Below are 17,192 nucleotides of genomic sequence, written 5' to 3' on the forward strand. Positions count from 1 at the left end.
CGAGATGGAAAACTTCAAGATCGACGTCGACGCCGACGGCATCGCCCTGATCACCTTCGACGTCCCCGAGCGGTCGATGAACACCCTGACCTCGGGGGTCATGGCCGAGATCCCGCAGTGGGTCGAGCGGGTGAAGACCGACGACGCCATCAAGGGCGCGGTGCTGACCTCCGGCAAGGCGAGCGGCTTCTGCGCCGGCGCCGACCTCGGCGACATGGCGTCGGGCATGCTCGGCGGCGCCGACCTGCAGGCGGCCTATGACGCCGGCTGGCGGCTGAACGGCGCCCTGCGCGCGCTGGAAACCTGCGGCAAGCCGGTGGCCGCCGCGATCAACGGCCTGGCGCTGGGCGGCGGCCTCGAGCTGACCCTGGCCTGCCACTATCGCGTCGCCGGCGACGATCCGAAGATCCAGCTCGGCCTGCCGGAGATCAAGGTCGGCCTGTTCCCCGGCGGCGGCGGCACCCAGCGCCTGACCCGCCTGATCGGCGTTCAGGCCGCCATGATGGCGATGAGCGAGGGCAAGTCCTTCCGCCCCAACGACGCGAAAGGCGCGGGCATTATCCACGAAGTGGTCGCTAAGGGCGCCGAGGTCGAGGCCGCCAAGGCGTGGATCAAGAACGGCGGCAAGGCCGTCCAGCCGTGGGACGAGAAGTCCTTCAAGCTGCCCGGCGGCGGCCCCTACCACCCGGCCGGCATCCAGAACTTCCTCGTCGGCAACGCCATGCTGCGCAAGCAGTCCTACGGCAACTACCCGGCCGTGCTGAACCTGATGAAGGCGGTTTACGAGGGCGTCCAGGTCCCCATGGACGCGGCCCTGCGTATCGAGACCCGCTACTTCATCAAGACCCTGATGACCCCCCAGGCCCAGGGCATGATCCGCAGCCTGTTCCTGTCCAAGCAGGAGCTGGACAAGGGCGCCGTGCGCCCCGCCGGCGTGCCGAAGTCGGACCCGAAGAAGGTGACGGTGCTGGGCGCCGGCATGATGGGCGCCGGCATCGCCTATGTGCAGGCCATGGCCGGCATCGAGACCATCCTCATCGACCGCGACCAGGAAGCCGCCGACAAGGGCAAGGCCCACGTCGAGGAGCTTCTGAAGAAACGCCTGTCCCGCGGCCAGCTCACCCAGGAGAAGTTCGACGCCCTGCTGGCCTCGGTCACCGCCACCACCGACTACGACCTGATCAAGGGCTCGGACCTCGTCATCGAGGCGGTGTTCGAGAACCGGGAGATCAAGGCCGAGGTCACGAAGCGGGCAGAAGCCCAGCTGGCGGCCGACGCGGTGTTCGGCTCGAACACCTCGACCCTGCCGATCACCGGCCTCGCCGAAGCCAGCGTCCGGCCGAAGAATTTCATCGGCATCCACTTCTTCTCGCCGGTCGACAAGATGATGCTGGTCGAGATCATCATGGGCGAGAAGACCGGCCAGGAGGCGCTGGCGAAGTCGCTCGACTACGTCATGAAGATCAGGAAGACCCCGATCGTCGTGCAGGACGGCCGCGGCTTCTACACCTCGCGCTGCTTCGGCACCTATGTCGCCGAGGGTCTGGCCATGCTGGAGGAGGGCTACGCCCCGGCCCTGATCGACAACATCGGCCGCATGACCGGCATGCCGCGCGGCCCGCTGGAGATGCACGACGACGTCGCGCTGGACCTGTCGGTCAAGATCGCGAAACAGACGAAGGAAGACCTCGGCGACGCCTACCAGCCGCTGCCCGGATGGAAGATCGTCCAGACCATGGTCGAGGACCTCGGCCGCTACGGGCGCAAGAACGGCAAGGGCTTCTACGACTACGACCAGAAGCCCAAGAAGCTGTGGTCCGGCCTGTCCGATCTGGCCCCGGTGACGATCAACGACTCCACGCCGGAGATGGTCGAGGACCAGAAGCGCCGTCTGCTCTACCGCCAGGCGGTCGAAGTGGCCCGCTGCTGGGAGGAAGGCGTCATCGACGACCCCCGCGAGGCCGACGTCGGCGCCATCCTCGCCTGGGGCTTCGCGCCCTGGACCGGCGGACCGATCACCATGATCGACCAGATCGGCCTCAAGGCCTTCGTCGAACAGGCCGACGCCTACGCGGCCAAATACGGCGACCGCTTCTCGCCCCCGCAGCTGCTGCGCGACATGGCGGCCAAGGGCGAGACCTTCTACGGCAAGTTCGCCGGCCAGAAGGCGGCAGCGTAATACCGCCCTTCTCCCCTTGCGGGAGAAGGTGGCCCGCGAAGCGGGTCGGATGAGGGGTCGCGCACACGGCGACCGTGCGACCCCTCACCCGACCGCACAAGAGCAACGGCTTCGCCGCCGCGTGCGGTCTCCCTCTCCCGCAAGGGGAGAGGGACCTACAGGTTCACCACCTCGAACCCGTCCTCACTGGCCAGCCGCTCGGCCAGCACCGCCCGGTGGCAACCGGCGTGGTCGGCCTCGAAGCACAGCAGGGCGGTCGGACGGTCCTTCGCGATCTCGCGCAGCCGCTCGTAGGCCAGCTGCGACGGCGGCTCCTGCATGTGTTCGGCGAAGATCGACCGCATCTCGCCGATCCGCCCCGCCCGCGCCGCGTCCCGCCCCGCCTTGGGCGTGCCGAGGTCGCGCAGGTGGACGTATTCAATGCCGGCCTCCGCCAGGCTGGAGCCCAGCACCGTCTTCGAGAATCCCGCCCGCCGCGACGCCGCCACCGCCCGCACATCGGCCAGCACCTTCACGCCCGCCGCCTTCAGCCGGTCGATCACCGCCGCCTGCGGCTCGCCCTCGTAGCCGATGGTGAACAGCTTCATTATCGCTCCTCAGGGCAGGGCGCCGCCCTCGATGGCCTCGTCCACGCAGGACTGCAGTTCGGCCCTGTAGGCCTCCGCATCCGCGGTCTTGCGCGCCGGCATTGAAGCCGCGAGGGCCTGCCGTTGTTCCTCGGACCACGCCTCCGGCGCCTTTTCCTCCGGCAGGCGGGCCATCCACCAGCTGCGGACGAACCAGCTCGGGCCGGCGACCATGCCGGTCTCGCGCTGGGCCTCGGCGATCATCGCCTCGACATGGGCCAGGCACAGCTCGGCCCGCGGCGGCTCCGGATCGGGGCTCGCGACGAGCGCGGACAGCAAAAGGGCGGTAGCGATCATGACCTTCCTCCGGATCCGGAGCTTGACGGACCGACTGTGCTAAGGCGAGTCCGAACTCCGCCAGTCTCAGGAACCGTCAGATGCGCCGCAGCCTGCTCCTCGCCCTTCTTCTCGCCGGGGCGGCCACCTCCGCGGAGGCTCAGAACCTCGTGATCCGCGGCGGGCCGATCTACACCGGCGTCGACGCCGCCCCGACCGCCGAGGTGGTGCAGGTGCGCGACGGCCGGATCGTCTACGTCGGCGCCGCCGCCGGCGCGCCGGCCGCGGACGGGCTGGAAGCTGTCGACCTCAAGGGCGCCGCCCTGTTCCCCGGCTTCACCGACGGCCACGCCCACCTCGACGGGATCGGCTGGCGCGAGCTGACCCTGAATCTCGAGGGCTCCGCCTCCGTCGCCGAGGCCATGGCCCGCCTGACCGCCTGGGCCGAGGCGCACCCCGAGGGGCCGATCGTCGGCCGCGGCTGGATCGAGACGCACTGGCCCGAGGCCCGCTTCCTGACCGCCGCCGATCTCGACGCCGCCGCCCCCGGCCGCGTCGTCCTGCTCGGCCGCGCCGACGGCCACGCCGTGGTCGCCTCCTCCGCGGCGCTGGCCGCCGCCGGCATCGACGCTTCGACGTCCGCGCCCTCGGGCGGCGAAATCCTCAAGGACGAGGCCGGCCGCCCCACCGGCCTGCTGGTCGACGCCGCCGAGCAGCTGGTCGCCGGCCTGATGCCCCAGGCCGACCCCGAGGCCCTGCGCGAGGCCTACCGCGCCGGCTTCCGGGTCGAGGCGGAATACGGCTGGACCGGCATCCACTTCATGAGCGCCCCGTGGCGCGACATCCCCCTGCTGGAGCAGATGGCCGCGGCCGGCGAAGCGCCCCTGCGGGTCTACAACAGCGTCACCCCCGACGGGGCCCAGGCCCTGTTCGCCTCGGGCCCGCGCAGCGTCGCCGACGGGCGGATCATCACCCGGGCGGTGAAATACTACGCCGACGGGGCCCTCGGCTCGCGCGGCGCGGCCCTGTTCGAGCCCTACGCCGACCGCCCCGACACCACCGGCCTGATGCAGATCGGCGAGCAGGAGATCGTGCCGCTGTACCAGCAGGCCCTGCGCGCCGGCATCCAGATCGCCACCCACGCCATCGGCGACCGCGGCAACGCCTCGGTGATGGAGTGGTACCAGCAGGCCATGGCCGGCGTGGCCCCGGAGGATCGCCCCAACGGCGCCGACGTGCGCTGGCGCATCGAGCATGCCCAGATACTGCGCCCGGGCGACTATCACTGGTTCGTCGACCTGCCGATCATCGCCTCGATGCAGCCCAGCCACGCCATCGGCGACCTGCATTTCGCCCCCGCGCGCCTCGGCGACGCCCGGCTGGACGGCGCCTACGCCTGGCACAGCCTGGTCGACCGGGGCGTCATCGTGGTCGGGGGCTCGGACGCCCCGGTCGAGCGCGGCTCGCCGCTGATCGAGTTCTACGCCGCCATCGCCCGCGCCGACCTGCAGGGCTTCCAGGGCCCCGACTGGCGGCCGCAGGAGGCGGTCGACCGCGCCACCGCCCTGAAGATGTTCACCCTCTGGCCGGCGTACGCCAGCTTCCGCGAGGCCGAGCTGGGCACGATCGAGGTCGGCAAGCGCGCCGACCTGACCGCCTTCGACGTCGACCTGATGACCGCCGCGCCCGCCGACATCCTCGAGGGGCAGGCCACCCTGACCGTGGTCGACGGGGTGATCGTCCACCGCGCCGATTGAGGTCGCGAAAGGGGCGGCCCTTCCGGAGCCGCCCCGCTTGATGCTTGCCGCCATTCGCCCTAAGTCTGCGTCCGGCTCCGCGGGCATGATGTAGTGGTAGCCTGAAAGCTTCCCAAGCTTTTCGTGCGGGTTCGATTCCCGCTGCCCGCTCCAGCCTCCCCCCTACTGCACCGCCTCGACGTTCACGCCGCGCTCGGTCAGCAGCGCCGGAACGCCGTCCGGGCCGCCGACGGCGGCGGCGTTGACCACCACGAAGCTAGTCCCGGGCTCCGCCAGCAGGTCGATGATGCGATCGGCGAAGGCCCTGTTGCGCCCGCCGATCATCGCCCGGTGCAATGGCTCGCTGAGCTCCCGCAAACGCCCGGTCCCGAGTTCGCGGCTCCGGTCTGCATCGCCCTTCAGCCAGGCGGCCACCGCGGCGTCGAGTTCGGCCACGAGAGCTTCCGGGGCCGCCAGCCCGAACCGCAGAAGCGCGACCTGCTCCGCTTCGGGGCGGCCGGACAGGAAGGCGATGGCTTGTTCGGGCGCCTCGATCGAATGCACGGTCTTTCCGGCTGCACGGGCCTGGGCCACGAACAGCGGCCCCGGCGCCGCCTCGGGGCTGTAGCCGGCCATCAGATACCAGACGTTGGGCGCCCAGCTCGCGGCGAGCCATGGCCGCATGGTTCGGACCGTGGCGACCGGCACGCCGGAAGCCTCGGCCGTGGCGACGACGTTCGTCCATTCCGCCGGCGTCAGCAGGGCTTCCAGATTTCCGTCCGGCTGGAAGCCATGCGCCACGAGCTGACCGGCCAGGAATGGCGACGCCTCCGCGTCGCCTTCCACCCACAGCGCGTCGGCTGCATCGAAAGCGGTCTCCAGCGCCTCGCTCCACCAGTCTGTCTCGGGTCGGAGCATTGAGGGCGCGCCGAACAGGTAGATGGTGGAATCGGCGACGCGGGCGACCCAGAGGCGCGGGCCTGCCGCGGCGCCGGCCTCCTGTCCCGCCGCTGCGCCCGCCCAGAACAGTACGGCGGCGGCGAGGAGGAGGGCTCTCACACGGATCATGTTCCCTCCTCCCGGGCGCCCAAGCCTGCCCGATCAGGGGACTTCGTCAACCTCCACGCCGCGCTGCTCCAGCAGGCGCTGGACGCTGTCGTCGCCGGCGAGGTGGGCGGCGCCGACGGCGACGAAGGCCGTGCCCTCGCCCGCCAGCAGCTGCTGGATCTGCCCGGCCCAGTCGGCGTTCCGGCGCACCAGCAGGGCCTGGTAGATCTCCTCGCTCTCCTCGCGCATGTCGGCGACGCCCAGCTCCTCGATCACCGCGACGTCGCCGCGCGCCCAGGCCTCGACGAGGCGGTCCAGCTCGACGGGGGCGTCCTCGAAGGCGTCCAGGGTACTGGTCAGGAAGTCCATCTGGTCGGCCTCGGGAAAGCCGGCGAGGATGCGCACCTGCTTGTCGATGGTCTCGAAGCCCTTCACCGGCTTGCCCGCCGCCCCGGCGCGGGCCTTGAGGATCAGCTCCACCCCCGACTGCGGGTCGTAGCCGGCGCGCTGCAGCGGCGCGATCGACAGGGTCAGGGCGGCCAGCCAGGGCCGCAGGTTGTCCATGGCCATGGCGTTGGCGCCCATGGTGCGCGCGGCGTTGTCGAACAGGGTCAGCTCCCCGGACGACAGCTTCAGCGTCAGGCGCTGGGTCGGGTCGACGCCGTGCTGCTGGATCAGCGGCACGAGGGCGGCCTGGTCGTCGGGATTGGAGATCTCGAGCCACAGTTCGTCGGCCTCGGCGAAGGCCCGCTCGACCCGCTCCGAGCCCCAGGCCGTGGTCGGGCGCAGCATGTGCACGGTTCCGAACAGGTAGATGGTCGAGTCGGCGTCGCGCACGACCCACAGGGCCGGCCCGGCCCCGTCGGCGCGCGGGATGCCCGGAAGCTCGGCGGCGGCCGGCGCGGACGCCGGAGTCTGGGCGAAGACCTGCGCCGGCTGGAAGGCGATGGCGGCGGCGAGGCCGAGGCCGAGTACGGCGCCCACGGCGGTGCGGGCGGCGTCGGCGGCGAGGCGGCGGAGGGGGCGAACGCGGTTCATGGGCAGCTCCGGAGGCGAGATGGAATGGAAAGTCAGGCGAGGCCGCGCCGGGCGGCGACGCCGACGGAGGCGATGAGGTAGGCGGTCAGCAGGACCACATAGATGTCCCAGCCGGTCAGGGCGGGGGCCACGCCCAGCCGCTCGGCCACGGCCCAGAGAAACAGCACGCCCTGCCCCAGCCAGAAGGTGAGGGCGCCCGCCTCGACCACCGCGCGGCGGAACAGCTCGTCGACACGCCGGTACAGGGTGAGATTCAGGGCTGTGTGTGCGGCCAGCAGCAGACCCAGCAGGGCAAGCGCCGGTGCGGCCGCGACATCGACCATCGCGAGTAGCGGCGGCAGCATCACGATCACCCCCGAGAGGGCGAGGATGAGGGCCTGGAGGCGGGTGTCGCGAATCTCGTCCGGTCCGGCCTGGCCCTCGAGGTTCAGTGTCCGCGCCAGCAAGGCGGGGCTCAGACTGATCAGCGAGGTCGCCACGGCGGCGACGACCATGATCATGCCGACAAACACGGCCAGCAGGTCCGCCCAGCGGACCGGAAGGCCGTCGAAGGCGCCGGAAGCCGCGACGCGTTCGCCGACGAGGTAGCCGGCGACGCCGAGGCAGATGCCGACGAGAAGCAGGCCGAGGATCTTTCCGGCCTTGCGCGGCCGCGAGCTGAAGGGGGCGACACGAGCCATTCTCAGTCTCCTTCGGAGAAGATGGATTCGATGGGCTGGCCGAAGACCCGGGCGATCTTGAAGGCTAGCGGCAGGGAGGGGTCGTAGCGCCCGGTCTCGAGCGCGTTGACGGTCTGGCGCGAGACGCCCAGCGCCTCGGCCAGGTGCGCCTGGCTCCAGTTGCGCTCGGCGCGCAGCACCTTGAGGCGATTGTTCACGGGGCGCTCCTCACCGGCGCCGCCACCACCACCACACCCAGGCGAGGGTGTAGCCGATCAGCATCAGCAGGAGCATGCCGAAGGCGCCGGTGGCCGCATAGGCTACCGGATCGCTCCGCCCCGCGAACCAGGCCGGGATCCGGACCGTCTCGGCCTGTGGCAGGGACGCCATGATGATGGCGACGCCGCCGACGGCGAGACCGGCGGAGCCGCCCCAGAACCACGCCGTCTTGTGCGCCTCGCGCGCCGCCTCGTCGATGGCGCGCATCCAGCCGACCCCGACCGCGAGGGAGCCGAGCATGATCAGGATCGCGAACCCGCCCATGACCCAGACGAGTGCGGCCTCGGGATCGACGCTGCCATGCGCCGCCAGAAAGCCGACGGCCCCGCCGGCGAGCACGAGCGCCAGGATCAGGCCGAGAAAGCCGAGGAAGGTGTAGAGGGCGACGCGCTTGAGACCTTGGGCCATGGGAGGCAAACATCCTTGTCCAAATGACAAGGACGCTTTACCCAGGCGCCCGGGACGATGTCAAGCGTGCTTGTCCATCATTCGGCCGCGACGTCCTCGTCGAAGCCGATCAGCCGGTCGGCGGCGGGTTCGCCCCCGGGCAGGGGCACGGACTCGACATTGCGGAGGCTGCGGATCACCGCCGTGTGCTTACGGCTGACGTCAGAGACCTTGTTCTTGGCCTCGTCCAGCTTCTTGTCGACGGCGTGCAGGGCGTCGCCATAGCGTTCGAAGGCGGTCTTGACCTTGCCCAGCTCGGTCCACACCTCGCTCGACTTCTTCTGGATCTGCAGCGAGCGGAACCCGACCCGCAGGCTGTTGAGCAGGGCGGTCAGGTTGCTGGGCCCCGCCACCTCCACCCGGTACTTCGCCCGCAAGTCGGCGGCGAAGCCGTCGCGGCGCACGATCTCGGCGAACAGCCCCTCGGTCGGCAAGTAGAGATAGGCGAAGTCCGTCGAGTGCGGCGGATGGATGTACTTTTCCGCCACCGACTTGGCCTGAGCCGCCACCGCCTTCTCCAGCGCCTTGCCGGCCAGTTCGACCGCCGCCGGGTCGGCCACCTCCTGCGCCGCCAGCAGGCGGGCGTAGTCCTCGTGCGGGAATTTGCAGTCGATCGGCAGCCACACCTGGCCCTGATCGTCGTGGCCCGGCAGGCGGACGGCGAAGTCGACCCTTTCCGGGCTGCGCGGGCGGATCGCCACCTGGGCGGCGTACTGCTCGGCGCTGAGAGTGTCCTCCAGCAGGGCGCCCAGCTGCACCTCGCCCCAGGTGCCGCGCGACTTTACATTGGTCAGCACCCGCTTCAGGTCGCCCACGCCGGTGGCGAGGGTCTGCATCTCGCCCAGCCCCTTCTGCACCGACTCCAGCCGGTCCGAGACCTGCTTGAAGCTGGCGTCCAGCCGCTGGTCGAGGGTCGACTGCAGCTTCTCGTCGACCGTGGCGCGCATCTGCTCCAGCTTGGCCTCATTCTCCTTGCGCAGCTGCTCCATATTGGCGGTCAGCACCGTGCGAACCTTCTCCAGCTCCTCGCCCATGGCCTTGCGGCCCTCAGCCTGCTGCTGCTGCAAGGTCTCGACCAATTTCAGCACCGTCTGGTTGGTCTCGGACAGCCGCTTGTGCTGGCCGTCGGCGAGGTCGGTGCCGATCTTCTGCTGCAGCTCGGCGAAGCCGGTGAAATGAGTGGTCAGGTTGGCCGCCAGACCGCCGACGCGCTGGTCGAGGCTGTCGCTCAGGGCCTTCAGAGCCCCCTGCAGCTCCTGTCGCTGAGTGGCGGCGTTCTGCCCCGCCTCGCCGCGCAGGGCGGCCATCTCGCGGCTGAGCGCGGCCAGCAGCCTGTCGTCCTCCCCGGAGCGGGCGGCGCGGCGGGCGGCCTGCAGGGCCAGTCCCGAGACGACCACGGCCGCCGCGGCGGCGACCAGGGTGAGGACGGAAATCACGGGCAGGAGAGCGTTCATGCTCCGTTCCTTACCGGGAGTCGGCTCGGGCCGCCACGCGGCAGACAAACGACAAGCCATCCGGCGTCCGCGAAAACTCGTGGACACGTCCGCACGCCTGCGGGGACTTCGTCATCGGGCCCTCATCGTTCACCACCGCAGGGCAGGCTACGTACCCGCTACGTCAGTTCCGGACGCAGGCGGCGACTTCACGGAAGGAGGCGAATCGACCTTGTCGCGCATGTCGACGCTGTCGACCCGACATGTCGCGGTTATAGCGGCGGACGTATAGCGCTTGTCCTCACGCCGGCCGGCGCGCCCGCAGGGCCTGCACGATCGTCCCGTCGTCCAGCCAGTCCAGCTCTCCGCCTACCGGCACCCCCCGCGCCAGCGAGGTGATCTCCACCCCCGAGCCGGACAGGCGTTCGGCCAGGTAGTGGGCCGTGGTCTGGCCGTCGACGGTGGCGGGCAGGGCCAGCACCACCTCCTTCGCCTCGCCGCCCTTCACCCGGCCGACCAGTTCGGCGACCCGCAGCGCGTCCGGCCCGACCCCGTCCAGCGCCGACAGCAGGCCGCCCAGCACATGATACTTGCCGCGGAAGGCCCCGGAACGCTCCATGGCCCACAGGGCGCCGGCCTCCTCGACCACGCAGATCAGGCCGTTGTCGCGCGATCCGTCCGAGCAGATCGAGCAGGGGTCGCGGGTGTCCGGCGCGCCGCAGACGCTGCACGAGGTCACCTTCTCCGCCGTCTCGGCCAGCGAGGCGGCCAGCGGGACCAGCAACTGCTCGCGCTTCTTCAGCAGCGCCAGCGCCGCCCGGCGGGCCGAGCGCGGGCCCATGCCGGGCAGCTTGGCGAGCAGGCCGATCAGCCGCTCGATCTCGGGTCCGGCGGAGGCGGCCACGCGCGCGTCGTCAGAACAGCTTGGGCATGCCGGGGATGTTCATCCCCGCCATCGGGCCGGCGGCCTCGCGCATCAGGGCGGCGTTGACCTCGTCCAGCTTGCGCTTGGCGTCGGCGTGGGCGGCGACGATCAGGTCGGCGAGGATCTCGCCCTCGCCGGGGACCATCAGGCTGTCGTCGATGGTCACCGAGGTGATCTCGCCGGGCCCCTTCAGGGCGATCGAGACGAGGCCGCCGCCGGAGGTGCCGACAGCGCTGCTTTCGGCCATTTTCGCCTGGGCGTCCTGCAATCGTTGCTGCATCGCCTGGGCCTGCTGCATCAGGGCGTTGAGGTCTTTCATGCGCCCTAGATAGGCCGTTCCCGGCGCGGGCGACAGGGGGGCTGCGTCGCAGCCGCCGGTCTATCTGCAACAGAATTTGTTCCAGTCGCTCTGGCGCGGCTCGGCGGACGCCCTAATTGATACCGCACTCGTTGCTGTTTCCATTCAGGAGGGTTCTTCCATGGCTTTCGACGCGCTCACCGTCCGGGATCGACCGGTCGCCGATTCGGCCCTGGCCCAGCTGTTCACCGAGGCTCGTACGCGCAACGGCTGGAGCGACCGGCCGGTGCCGGAGGCGCTGCTACGCCGGCTGTACGACCTGACGAAGTTCGGTCCGACGGCGGTGAACAACACCCCCGCCCGCTTCGTGTTCGTGACCTCCCCCGAGGCCAAGGCGCGGCTCGCGCCGCTGATGAGCGAGGGCAACCGGGCCAAGACCCTGCAGGCCCCGGTCAACGTCATCATCGGCATGGACCTCGACTTCCCCGACGCCCTGCCGAAGCTGTTCCCGCACGCGCCCGGCGCCAGGGACTGGTTCGCCGACGAGGCCGCCCGGCGCGAGAGCGCCTTCCGCAACAGCTCGCTGCAGGGCGGCTACTTCCTCATCGCCGCCCGCGCGCTGGGCCTCGACGTCGGCCCCATGTCGGGCTTCGACCCGGTGGGCGTGAAGGCGGAGTTCTTCCCGAACTCGGCGGTGGAGCCGAACTTCATCGTCAACCTCGGCTACGGCACGGACGAGAACCTCTTCCCCCGATCGCCGCGTCTGAGCTTCGAAGAGGCGGCGGAGATCCTTTAGTCCGCGTCCAGATCCGTCTGGATCCACTCCGGCGAATGGTGGATGTCGATGGTCTGCAACCGGCCCGGGCCGAGATTCTCGAACCGGTGGGGCACGCCCGCCGGCCCGAACACGACCTCGCCGGCGCTCGCCTCCAGCGTCGCAGCGCCGACGAGGAAGCGGGCCCGACCCTCGATGATGATGAAGGTCTCGTCGTAGGGGTGGACGTGCAGCCTCGGCCCCGCGCCGACCACATCCGTTCCGTAGGCCAGCACGGTGTTCTGTCCGCCGAGAACCGCGCCGTTCAGGGACCCGCGCCACGGCCCCTCGGCGGCCGGGTCGAACAGGGGGGCCTTGGTGGCGGGCCGTCCATCGGGCTGAACCCTCGCAGGGTCGAAGTCTCTGCGCGCCATTCTTTTCATCTCCTGGGGGACAGCCGTAACGCTTCAGGCAACCGGGTCGATGAGACGGGCGCCGGACTCCAGCATCTGCGCTTCTCTCCAGCGCAGCCAGGTCATCACGCCGACGACGCCCGCCCAGCCCAGCCAGAGCGATCCCAGCCACGCATCCAGTTCCCGGGGACTCCCCGGCCACAGCAGCCAGAGAAGGACGGGAAGCACCATCATCACAGCCATGAGCCAGAGGAGCGCCAGATAGGCGCCATCCGACAAGGGAGCTGATGGAATTTTCTTCTCCCGCAGGGCGCTGTGGAGTCGACGGCGTTGCGCCTGACCGATCTGAGCCAGCGCAAGCAGCAGTCCGCCCGCAGCGAACAGCCCCGCCGTCTGCCAGAATCGGGTGAATGAGAGGGCCTGAACATAGAAGGCGGAGCCCAGAAGGAGCAGTCCAACACCGGTGAAGATGACGCTGCGTCTTGAGAAGGCCGGGACCGCCAACCCTCAGTCCTCCCCCGCCTCGTCCGGAATGACCGGCAGCTCGACCGGCGCGGCCAGCGTCCGGATCTCCCCGATCTTCGCCCCCGGGAAGGCCTCCATGACGGCGGCGACGAACGGGTCGGCCTCGACGGCGGCGCGCTCCTCGGCGCGCTTGCGGCGGTCGACCTCGATCATGGTCTCGCCGCCGCCCTGGCCGTTGGCGGCGATCAGCCAGGTGCGGCCGGTCCAGTCCTTGAGGCGCGAGGCCAGCTTGCGGGCGAGATCGACCGGGGCGCCCTCGACGGCCTCGTAGGTGATGGCTCCCGGCTTGAAGGCGACCGGGCGGACGTAGCGCTGGACGTCCATCTGCAGGCCGACCTCGCGCTTCTCGCCGATCAGGGCGACCACCGCCTCGAACGACTGCGGGTCCGGCAGGGCGGCCGGCGCGGCGACGGGCCGGGCGGCCAATTGGGCCGAGGCGCCGCCCCCTCCCCCGCCGCCGGACGGGCCGCGCGGCGCGGCGCCGCCGCCGACCGGCTCGCCGTCGCGCAGGGCCTTCAGGGCCTCCTCCGGCCCCGGCAGGTCGGCGGCGTAGGCGAGGCGGACGATGGCCATCTCGACCGCGTCGGCCGGATTGGGCGCGCGGCGGACCTCGTCCAGCGCCTTGAGCAGCATCTGCCAGACCCGCGACAGGGTCCCGGCCGAGATCACCGCCCCCAGCGCCGCCAGCTTCTGGGCCTGGTCGTTGGGCAGGCGGGTGGCCTGCGGCCCCAGCATCTTGGCCACCGAGGCGGCGTGGCAGTGCTCCAGCAGGTCGTTGGTCACCTGCACCGGGTCGGCGCCGTAACCGTACAGGGTGCGGAAGCTCTCCAGCGCCTCCGGCGTGCGCCCGGCCATGATGGATTCGAACAGGGCGATGGTCTGGCTGCGGTCGGCGAGGCCGAGCATGTCGCGGACCGTCGTGGTCTGGACCAGCTCGCCCTTCTCGGCCTGCACCAGGGCCTGGTCGAGCAGCGACAGGCCGTCGCGCACCGAGCCCTCGGCGGCGCGGGCGATCAGGGCCAGGGCGTCCGGCTCGATGCGCATGCCCTCCCGCTCGGCGATGCGGCCGAGGTGGTCGACGAGGATCTCCGGCTCCACCCGCCGCAGGTCGAAGCGCTGGCAGCGGCTGAGGATGGTCACCGGCACCTTGCGGATCTCGGTGGTGGCGAAGATGAATTTGGCGTGCGGCGGCGGCTCCTCCAGCGTCTTCAGCAGGGCGTTGAACGCCTGCGTCGACAGCATGTGGACCTCGTCCAGCACATAGACCTTGTACCGCGCCTCGACCGGCGCATACCGCACGCTCTCGAGGATATCCCGGATGTCGTTGACGCCCGTGTGCGAGGCGGCGTCCATCTCCATCACGTCCATGTGCTGGCCGGCCATGATGGCGGCGTCGTGCCGGCCGTGGGCGGTCAGGGCCAGCGACGGACGGTCGATGGAGTCGGTCTCGTTGTTCAGGGCCCGGGCCAGCAGGCGGGCGGTGGTGGTCTTTCCGACCCCGCGGACGCCGGTGAGCATGAAGGCGTGGGCGATGCGGCCGGTGGCGAAGGCGTTGGTCAGGGTGCGGACCATGGCCTCCTGGCCGATCAGGTCCTCGAAGGTGCGCGGCCGGTATTTGCGGGCCAGCACGGTGTAGGCCTCGCCCTCGCCCGCGGGGGCTTCAGCGGCGGCGGCCGGAGCGGCGGTCGGCGCCGGCTTCGGGGCCGCGGACGCAGCCTCGACCGGCGCAGCGGCGGCCTCGGCCTCGCGCATGCCGGCGGGTTCGGGGGCGCCGAACATATCCTCGGTGTTGGGGTCGCGCTCGACGACCTCCGCCGCGGGGGCGTCCTCGTCCCAGGGGGGACCGTCGAGACTCGGGTCGCTGTGGCTCATGGCTCCGTCATAGCGTGAGCGCACGCAGACGCTAAGGGCGCCGGTTCAAGATGTCGGGGATTAGGTGGAGACCGCGACCCGAAGGGGGATTCGTTGTGGCTGCTGCCTTCCGGCCCTGACCAGGTTGGCGAAGCCTTCGCCCGCGATCTCCACGCGGGGATATGACGGTTCACGCGCCGGGACGCAAGACGTCCGGGGGCTTGCGACCGATTCTGGCGTATGACGGGCGCAGGTTGCGGTCCGGGTCTTTGACAATCGAATACGCAACCGCGCCGGGTGGGCGATGCGGACGCATCGGACGCATCGGACGCATCGGACGGCGTTTTTTAGTCCGCAGCAGGGCCAGAAGCGGTCACTGCGGATATGGTGGACGCATCGGACGGTGTTCTTCTCAGCCGCCCGCCGGGTCGCGTCCCCGCAGGCCCCGCGCTAGAAGGAGCCATGCCCCTCCCCCGCCTGAACACCTTCGCCGGCAATCCGCTCGACCGCGCGGGCGACCGGCGCAACGATCCCGAGTGGCTGGTCGAGCAGGAGGCCAATCCCGAGGCTGTGGCCATGGTGCTCTGGCAGGGCCGGCCGCTGGTCGAGGACCATGCCGAGGGGCCGCGGCTGGCCTGGCTGGGACTGGAGCATGCGCGCGCGGTCGTGCCCGACCGGGAGCTGTTCCTCGGGCTCTGGAAGGAAGCGCCGGTCTTCGCCGTGGAGGTGGAGAGCTCACTCGATCCGGCGGCCGGGCCGCTGGCCGGGCTGGGCGCCTTCATGGAGATGCGAGAGGCCGCCGCCCTGCTGTCGGGGCCCGACGCGGCCATGGCGGGTGTCGCCAAGAGCCTGTTCGACTGGCGAGCGCGACACGGCTTCTGCGCCGCCTGCGGGGTGGAGAGCGAGACGGCGTCGGGCGGCTGGAAACGGGTCTGCCCCGCCTGCCGCACGGAGCATTTCCCGCGCGTCGACCCGGTGACCATCATGCTGCCGGTCTACCGCGGCGGGGCCGAGCCGGTCTGCCTGCTGGGACGGCAGGCCAGCTGGCCCGAGGGGCGGATGTCGGCCCTGGCCGGCTTCCTCGAGCCCGGCGAGTCGATCGAGGAAGCCTGCGCCCGCGAGGTCGAGGAGGAGGCCGGATTGACGGTGACGGCGGTGCGCTACCACTCCAGCCAACCCTGGCCGTTCCCGTCGCAGCTGATGATCGGCCTGCTCTGCGACGTGGACTCGGACCAGGCCGCGCCGGACCAGACGGAGCTGGAGGCGGTGGCGTGGCTGACCCGGGACGAGGCGCGGGCGGTGCTGGCCGGAAGCCACCCCGCCATCAAGCCGCCGGCGCGGATCGCCATCGCGCGAACCCTGCTGCAGGCTTGGGTGGACGAGGAGGGATGAGGGATAAGGGATGAGGGATGAGGAAGGGGCGCTTAACCAGACGACCAGGCTGGAGTAGTGTAGGCCGGCTGATCAGGGGACAGCATCGCGCCTCAGTCGCATCGGGACCTGACGGTCTGGCAGAAGGCCATTGACCTTGCCTGCGGGGTCTATGCGCTGACCAGGCGGATGCCGAAGGAAGAAACCTATCGACTCGTCGGGCAGATCATTCGGTGTTCGTCGTCCATCGCGGCCAATATCGCTGAAGGCAACGCCAGAGGCACTCGTCGGGACTACGCGCACTTCGTCAGCATCGCGCGAGGCTCGGCAGCAGAGCTGGAGACATTTCTGATCATGATCAGGCGCTTGCGATTAGCGCCGGTAGAGGAGATTGATCCGCTTCTGGAGCAGACTGGTGAGATATCAAGGATGCTGAATACCCTGCGTCTCCGATTGAGGGGCGCAGCGAACGGACCTCATCCCTAATGCCTTATCCCTCATCCCTCACCAGCGCCCGCGCCGCCTCCAGATCCGCCGGGCTGTCGACCGACAGCGGGGCCTCGTCGATGACGGCGGCCCAGATCTGCAGGCCCATCTCCAGCGCCCGCAGTTGCTCCAGCTTCTCGCGCTTCTCGAGCGGCGACGGCGGCGCGGCGCAGAAGCGTTCGAGGGCGTGGCGGCGGTAGCCGTAGAGGCCGATGTGCCGCCACACGGGACCGTCGCCGTAGAGGGTCGATCGGGTGAAGTAGAGGGCGCGGCCGTGACCGGCGCCGTCGGGCAGGGCGAGGACGGCCTTGACCACGTCGGGATTGGCCCGATCGGCGGCGTCCGCTTCGGGGGCCACGAGGGTGGCGATGTCGCAGGCCGGCTCGGTGGCCAGCAGATCGGCGCAGGCGCGGGCGAGGCCGGGGTCGGCGAAGGGCATGTCGCCCTGCAGGTTGATCACCGCGTCGTGGCGGCCTTCGGGATCGATGGCCTCGAGCGCGGCGCGGATGCGGTCCGAGCCGGAGGGCAGGTCGGGGTCGGTCAGGACGGCGCGGCCGCCGACGGCGGTGACCGCCTCGACGATCTCCGGATCGCCCGCCGCCACGGCGACGGGCAGCCCCGAGGCGGCGGCCCGTTCATACGCCCGCACGATCATCGGCTTGCCGCCGATGTCCGCCAGCGGCTTGCCCGGCAGCCGGGTCGCGGCCATGCGGGCGGGGATCAGGATCAGGGGATTCATCGGTCAGACGCCGCCTGCGACGCCCGGGCGGGTCCGGGCCGGTTGCGAAGGCCGCGCTAGCGTGTAAGAGACGCCCACGCAAGAATTCGCCCGCCGTCTCCGCGGCCGGG

General features: G+C 70.6%; 19 protein-coding genes, 1 tRNA gene and 1 other RNA gene. 6 read left to right on the plus strand and 15 right to left on the minus strand.

Annotated features, from left to right (window positions below):
• The first annotated feature begins 4 nt into the window (after positions 1 to 4).
• On the plus strand, positions 5 to 2,179 hold the full coding sequence (locus BM333_RS14755; RefSeq protein ID WP_092313463.1) for a 3-hydroxyacyl-CoA dehydrogenase NAD-binding domain-containing protein: 2,175 nt from the start codon (positions 5 to 7) through the stop codon (positions 2,177 to 2,179).
• Between the two features lie 155 nt (positions 2,180 to 2,334).
• On the opposite strand, the gene BM333_RS14760 is transcribed toward BM333_RS14755, so the two are convergent.
• A complete protein-coding gene (locus BM333_RS14760; protein ID WP_092313466.1) occupies positions 2,335 to 2,766 on the minus strand; it encodes a DUF488 domain-containing protein in 432 nt (143 codons plus the stop codon).
• Positions 2,767 to 2,775: 9 nt separating this feature from the next.
• Positions 2,776 to 3,102 carry a hypothetical protein gene (locus BM333_RS14765; RefSeq protein ID WP_092313469.1) on the minus strand — a complete coding sequence of 109 codons (327 nt, stop codon included), beginning with the start codon at positions 3,100 to 3,102 and terminating at the stop codon, positions 2,776 to 2,778.
• Positions 3,103 to 3,182: 80 nt separating this feature from the next.
• On the opposite strand from BM333_RS14765, the gene BM333_RS14770 reads away from it, so the two are divergent.
• Together BM333_RS14770 and BM333_RS14775 are read left to right on the plus strand one after the other, a co-directional pair.
• Positions 3,183 to 4,838, plus strand: a complete 1,656-nt coding sequence (locus tag BM333_RS14770; RefSeq protein ID WP_092313472.1) for an amidohydrolase — start codon at positions 3,183 to 3,185, stop codon at positions 4,836 to 4,838.
• Between the two features lie 79 nt (positions 4,839 to 4,917).
• Positions 4,918 to 4,991 (plus strand) — tRNA-Gly (locus BM333_RS14775).
• Positions 4,992 to 5,000: 9 nt separating this feature from the next.
• On the opposite strand, the gene BM333_RS14780 is transcribed toward BM333_RS14775, so the two are convergent.
• The 8 genes from BM333_RS14780 to BM333_RS14815 form a co-directional block, all read right to left on the minus strand.
• A complete protein-coding gene (locus BM333_RS14780) occupies positions 5,001 to 5,885 on the minus strand; it encodes a TraB/GumN family protein (RefSeq protein WP_092313475.1) in 885 nt (294 codons plus the stop codon).
• Between the two features lie 33 nt (positions 5,886 to 5,918).
• Positions 5,919 to 6,902 carry a TraB/GumN family protein gene (locus BM333_RS14785; RefSeq protein ID WP_092313478.1) on the minus strand — a complete coding sequence of 328 codons (984 nt, stop codon included), beginning with the start codon at positions 6,900 to 6,902 and terminating at the stop codon, positions 5,919 to 5,921.
• Between the two features lie 32 nt (positions 6,903 to 6,934).
• Positions 6,935 to 7,582: a hypothetical protein gene (locus BM333_RS14790; protein ID WP_092313481.1), complete on the minus strand. Its 648-nt coding sequence runs from the start codon at positions 7,580 to 7,582 to the stop codon at positions 6,935 to 6,937.
• 2 nt (positions 7,583 to 7,584) lie between these two features.
• Positions 7,585 to 7,779: a helix-turn-helix transcriptional regulator gene (locus BM333_RS14795; RefSeq protein ID WP_092313484.1), complete on the minus strand. Its 195-nt coding sequence runs from the start codon at positions 7,777 to 7,779 to the stop codon at positions 7,585 to 7,587.
• A 10-nt stretch (positions 7,780 to 7,789) separates the two neighbouring features.
• Positions 7,790 to 8,248: a hypothetical protein gene (locus BM333_RS14800; RefSeq protein ID WP_092313487.1), complete on the minus strand. Its 459-nt coding sequence runs from the start codon at positions 8,246 to 8,248 to the stop codon at positions 7,790 to 7,792.
• A gap of 77 nt (positions 8,249 to 8,325) precedes the next feature.
• Positions 8,326 to 9,741 (minus strand): DNA recombination protein RmuC, encoded by a 1,416-nt coding sequence (locus BM333_RS14805; protein ID WP_177221915.1) that lies wholly within the window; start codon positions 9,739 to 9,741, stop codon positions 8,326 to 8,328.
• Positions 9,742 to 10,021: 280 nt separating this feature from the next.
• On the minus strand, positions 10,022 to 10,624 hold the full coding sequence (gene recR / locus BM333_RS14810; protein ID WP_092313493.1) for a recombination mediator RecR: 603 nt from the start codon (positions 10,622 to 10,624) through the stop codon (positions 10,022 to 10,024).
• Between the two features lie 10 nt (positions 10,625 to 10,634).
• Positions 10,635 to 10,964: a YbaB/EbfC family nucleoid-associated protein gene (locus BM333_RS14815; protein ID WP_092313496.1), complete on the minus strand. Its 330-nt coding sequence runs from the start codon at positions 10,962 to 10,964 to the stop codon at positions 10,635 to 10,637.
• Between the two features lie 160 nt (positions 10,965 to 11,124).
• Here BM333_RS14815 and BM333_RS14820 point away from each other — a divergent pair, with 160 nt between their 5' ends.
• Positions 11,125 to 11,739: a malonic semialdehyde reductase gene (locus BM333_RS14820; RefSeq protein ID WP_092313499.1), complete on the plus strand. Its 615-nt coding sequence runs from the start codon at positions 11,125 to 11,127 to the stop codon at positions 11,737 to 11,739.
• On the opposite strand, the gene BM333_RS14825 is transcribed toward BM333_RS14820, so the two are convergent.
• The 4 genes from BM333_RS14825 to ffs all read right to left on the minus strand — a co-directional run bounded on the left by BM333_RS14825 (position 11,736) and on the right by ffs (position 14,662).
• Entirely contained in the window at positions 11,736 to 12,131 is a 396-nt protein-coding gene (locus tag BM333_RS14825; RefSeq protein WP_092313502.1) for a cupin domain-containing protein, read from the minus strand. The genes BM333_RS14820 and BM333_RS14825 overlap by 4 nt on opposite strands.
• Positions 12,132 to 12,164: 33 nt before the next feature.
• The gene (locus BM333_RS14830; protein ID WP_092313505.1) at positions 12,165 to 12,614 is read right to left on the minus strand and encodes a hypothetical protein; all 450 of its coding nucleotides are present in this window, start codon (positions 12,612 to 12,614) and stop codon (positions 12,165 to 12,167) included.
• 3 nt (positions 12,615 to 12,617) lie between these two features.
• Complete coding sequence (locus tag BM333_RS14835) at positions 12,618 to 14,507, minus strand: DNA polymerase III subunit gamma/tau (protein WP_092313508.1); 1,890 nt, start codon at positions 14,505 to 14,507, stop codon at positions 12,618 to 12,620.
• Between the two features lie 59 nt (positions 14,508 to 14,566).
• Positions 14,567 to 14,662, minus strand: an RNA gene (ffs, locus tag BM333_RS14840) — signal recognition particle sRNA small type.
• Between the two features lie 286 nt (positions 14,663 to 14,948).
• On the opposite strand from ffs, the gene nudC reads away from it, so the two are divergent.
• Both nudC and BM333_RS16360 read left to right on the plus strand, forming a co-directional pair.
• Positions 14,949 to 15,878, plus strand: a complete 930-nt coding sequence (gene nudC, locus BM333_RS14845) for an NAD(+) diphosphatase (RefSeq protein ID WP_092313511.1) — start codon at positions 14,949 to 14,951, stop codon at positions 15,876 to 15,878.
• Between the two features lie 108 nt (positions 15,879 to 15,986).
• A complete protein-coding gene (locus BM333_RS16360) occupies positions 15,987 to 16,343 on the plus strand; it encodes a four helix bundle protein (protein ID WP_425425139.1) in 357 nt (118 codons plus the stop codon).
• Positions 16,344 to 16,347: 4 nt separating this feature from the next.
• Here the strand turns inward: BM333_RS16360 and BM333_RS14855 are convergent, their stop codons facing one another.
• Positions 16,348 to 17,082 carry a 3-deoxy-manno-octulosonate cytidylyltransferase gene (locus tag BM333_RS14855; RefSeq protein ID WP_092313517.1) on the minus strand — a complete coding sequence of 245 codons (735 nt, stop codon included), beginning with the start codon at positions 17,080 to 17,082 and terminating at the stop codon, positions 16,348 to 16,350.
• Positions 17,083 to 17,192 lie beyond the last annotated feature (110 nt).

Source organism: Brevundimonas viscosa, from assembly GCF_900116065.1.
In the GTDB taxonomy this organism is placed as follows: domain Bacteria; phylum Pseudomonadota; class Alphaproteobacteria; order Caulobacterales; family Caulobacteraceae; genus Brevundimonas; species Brevundimonas viscosa.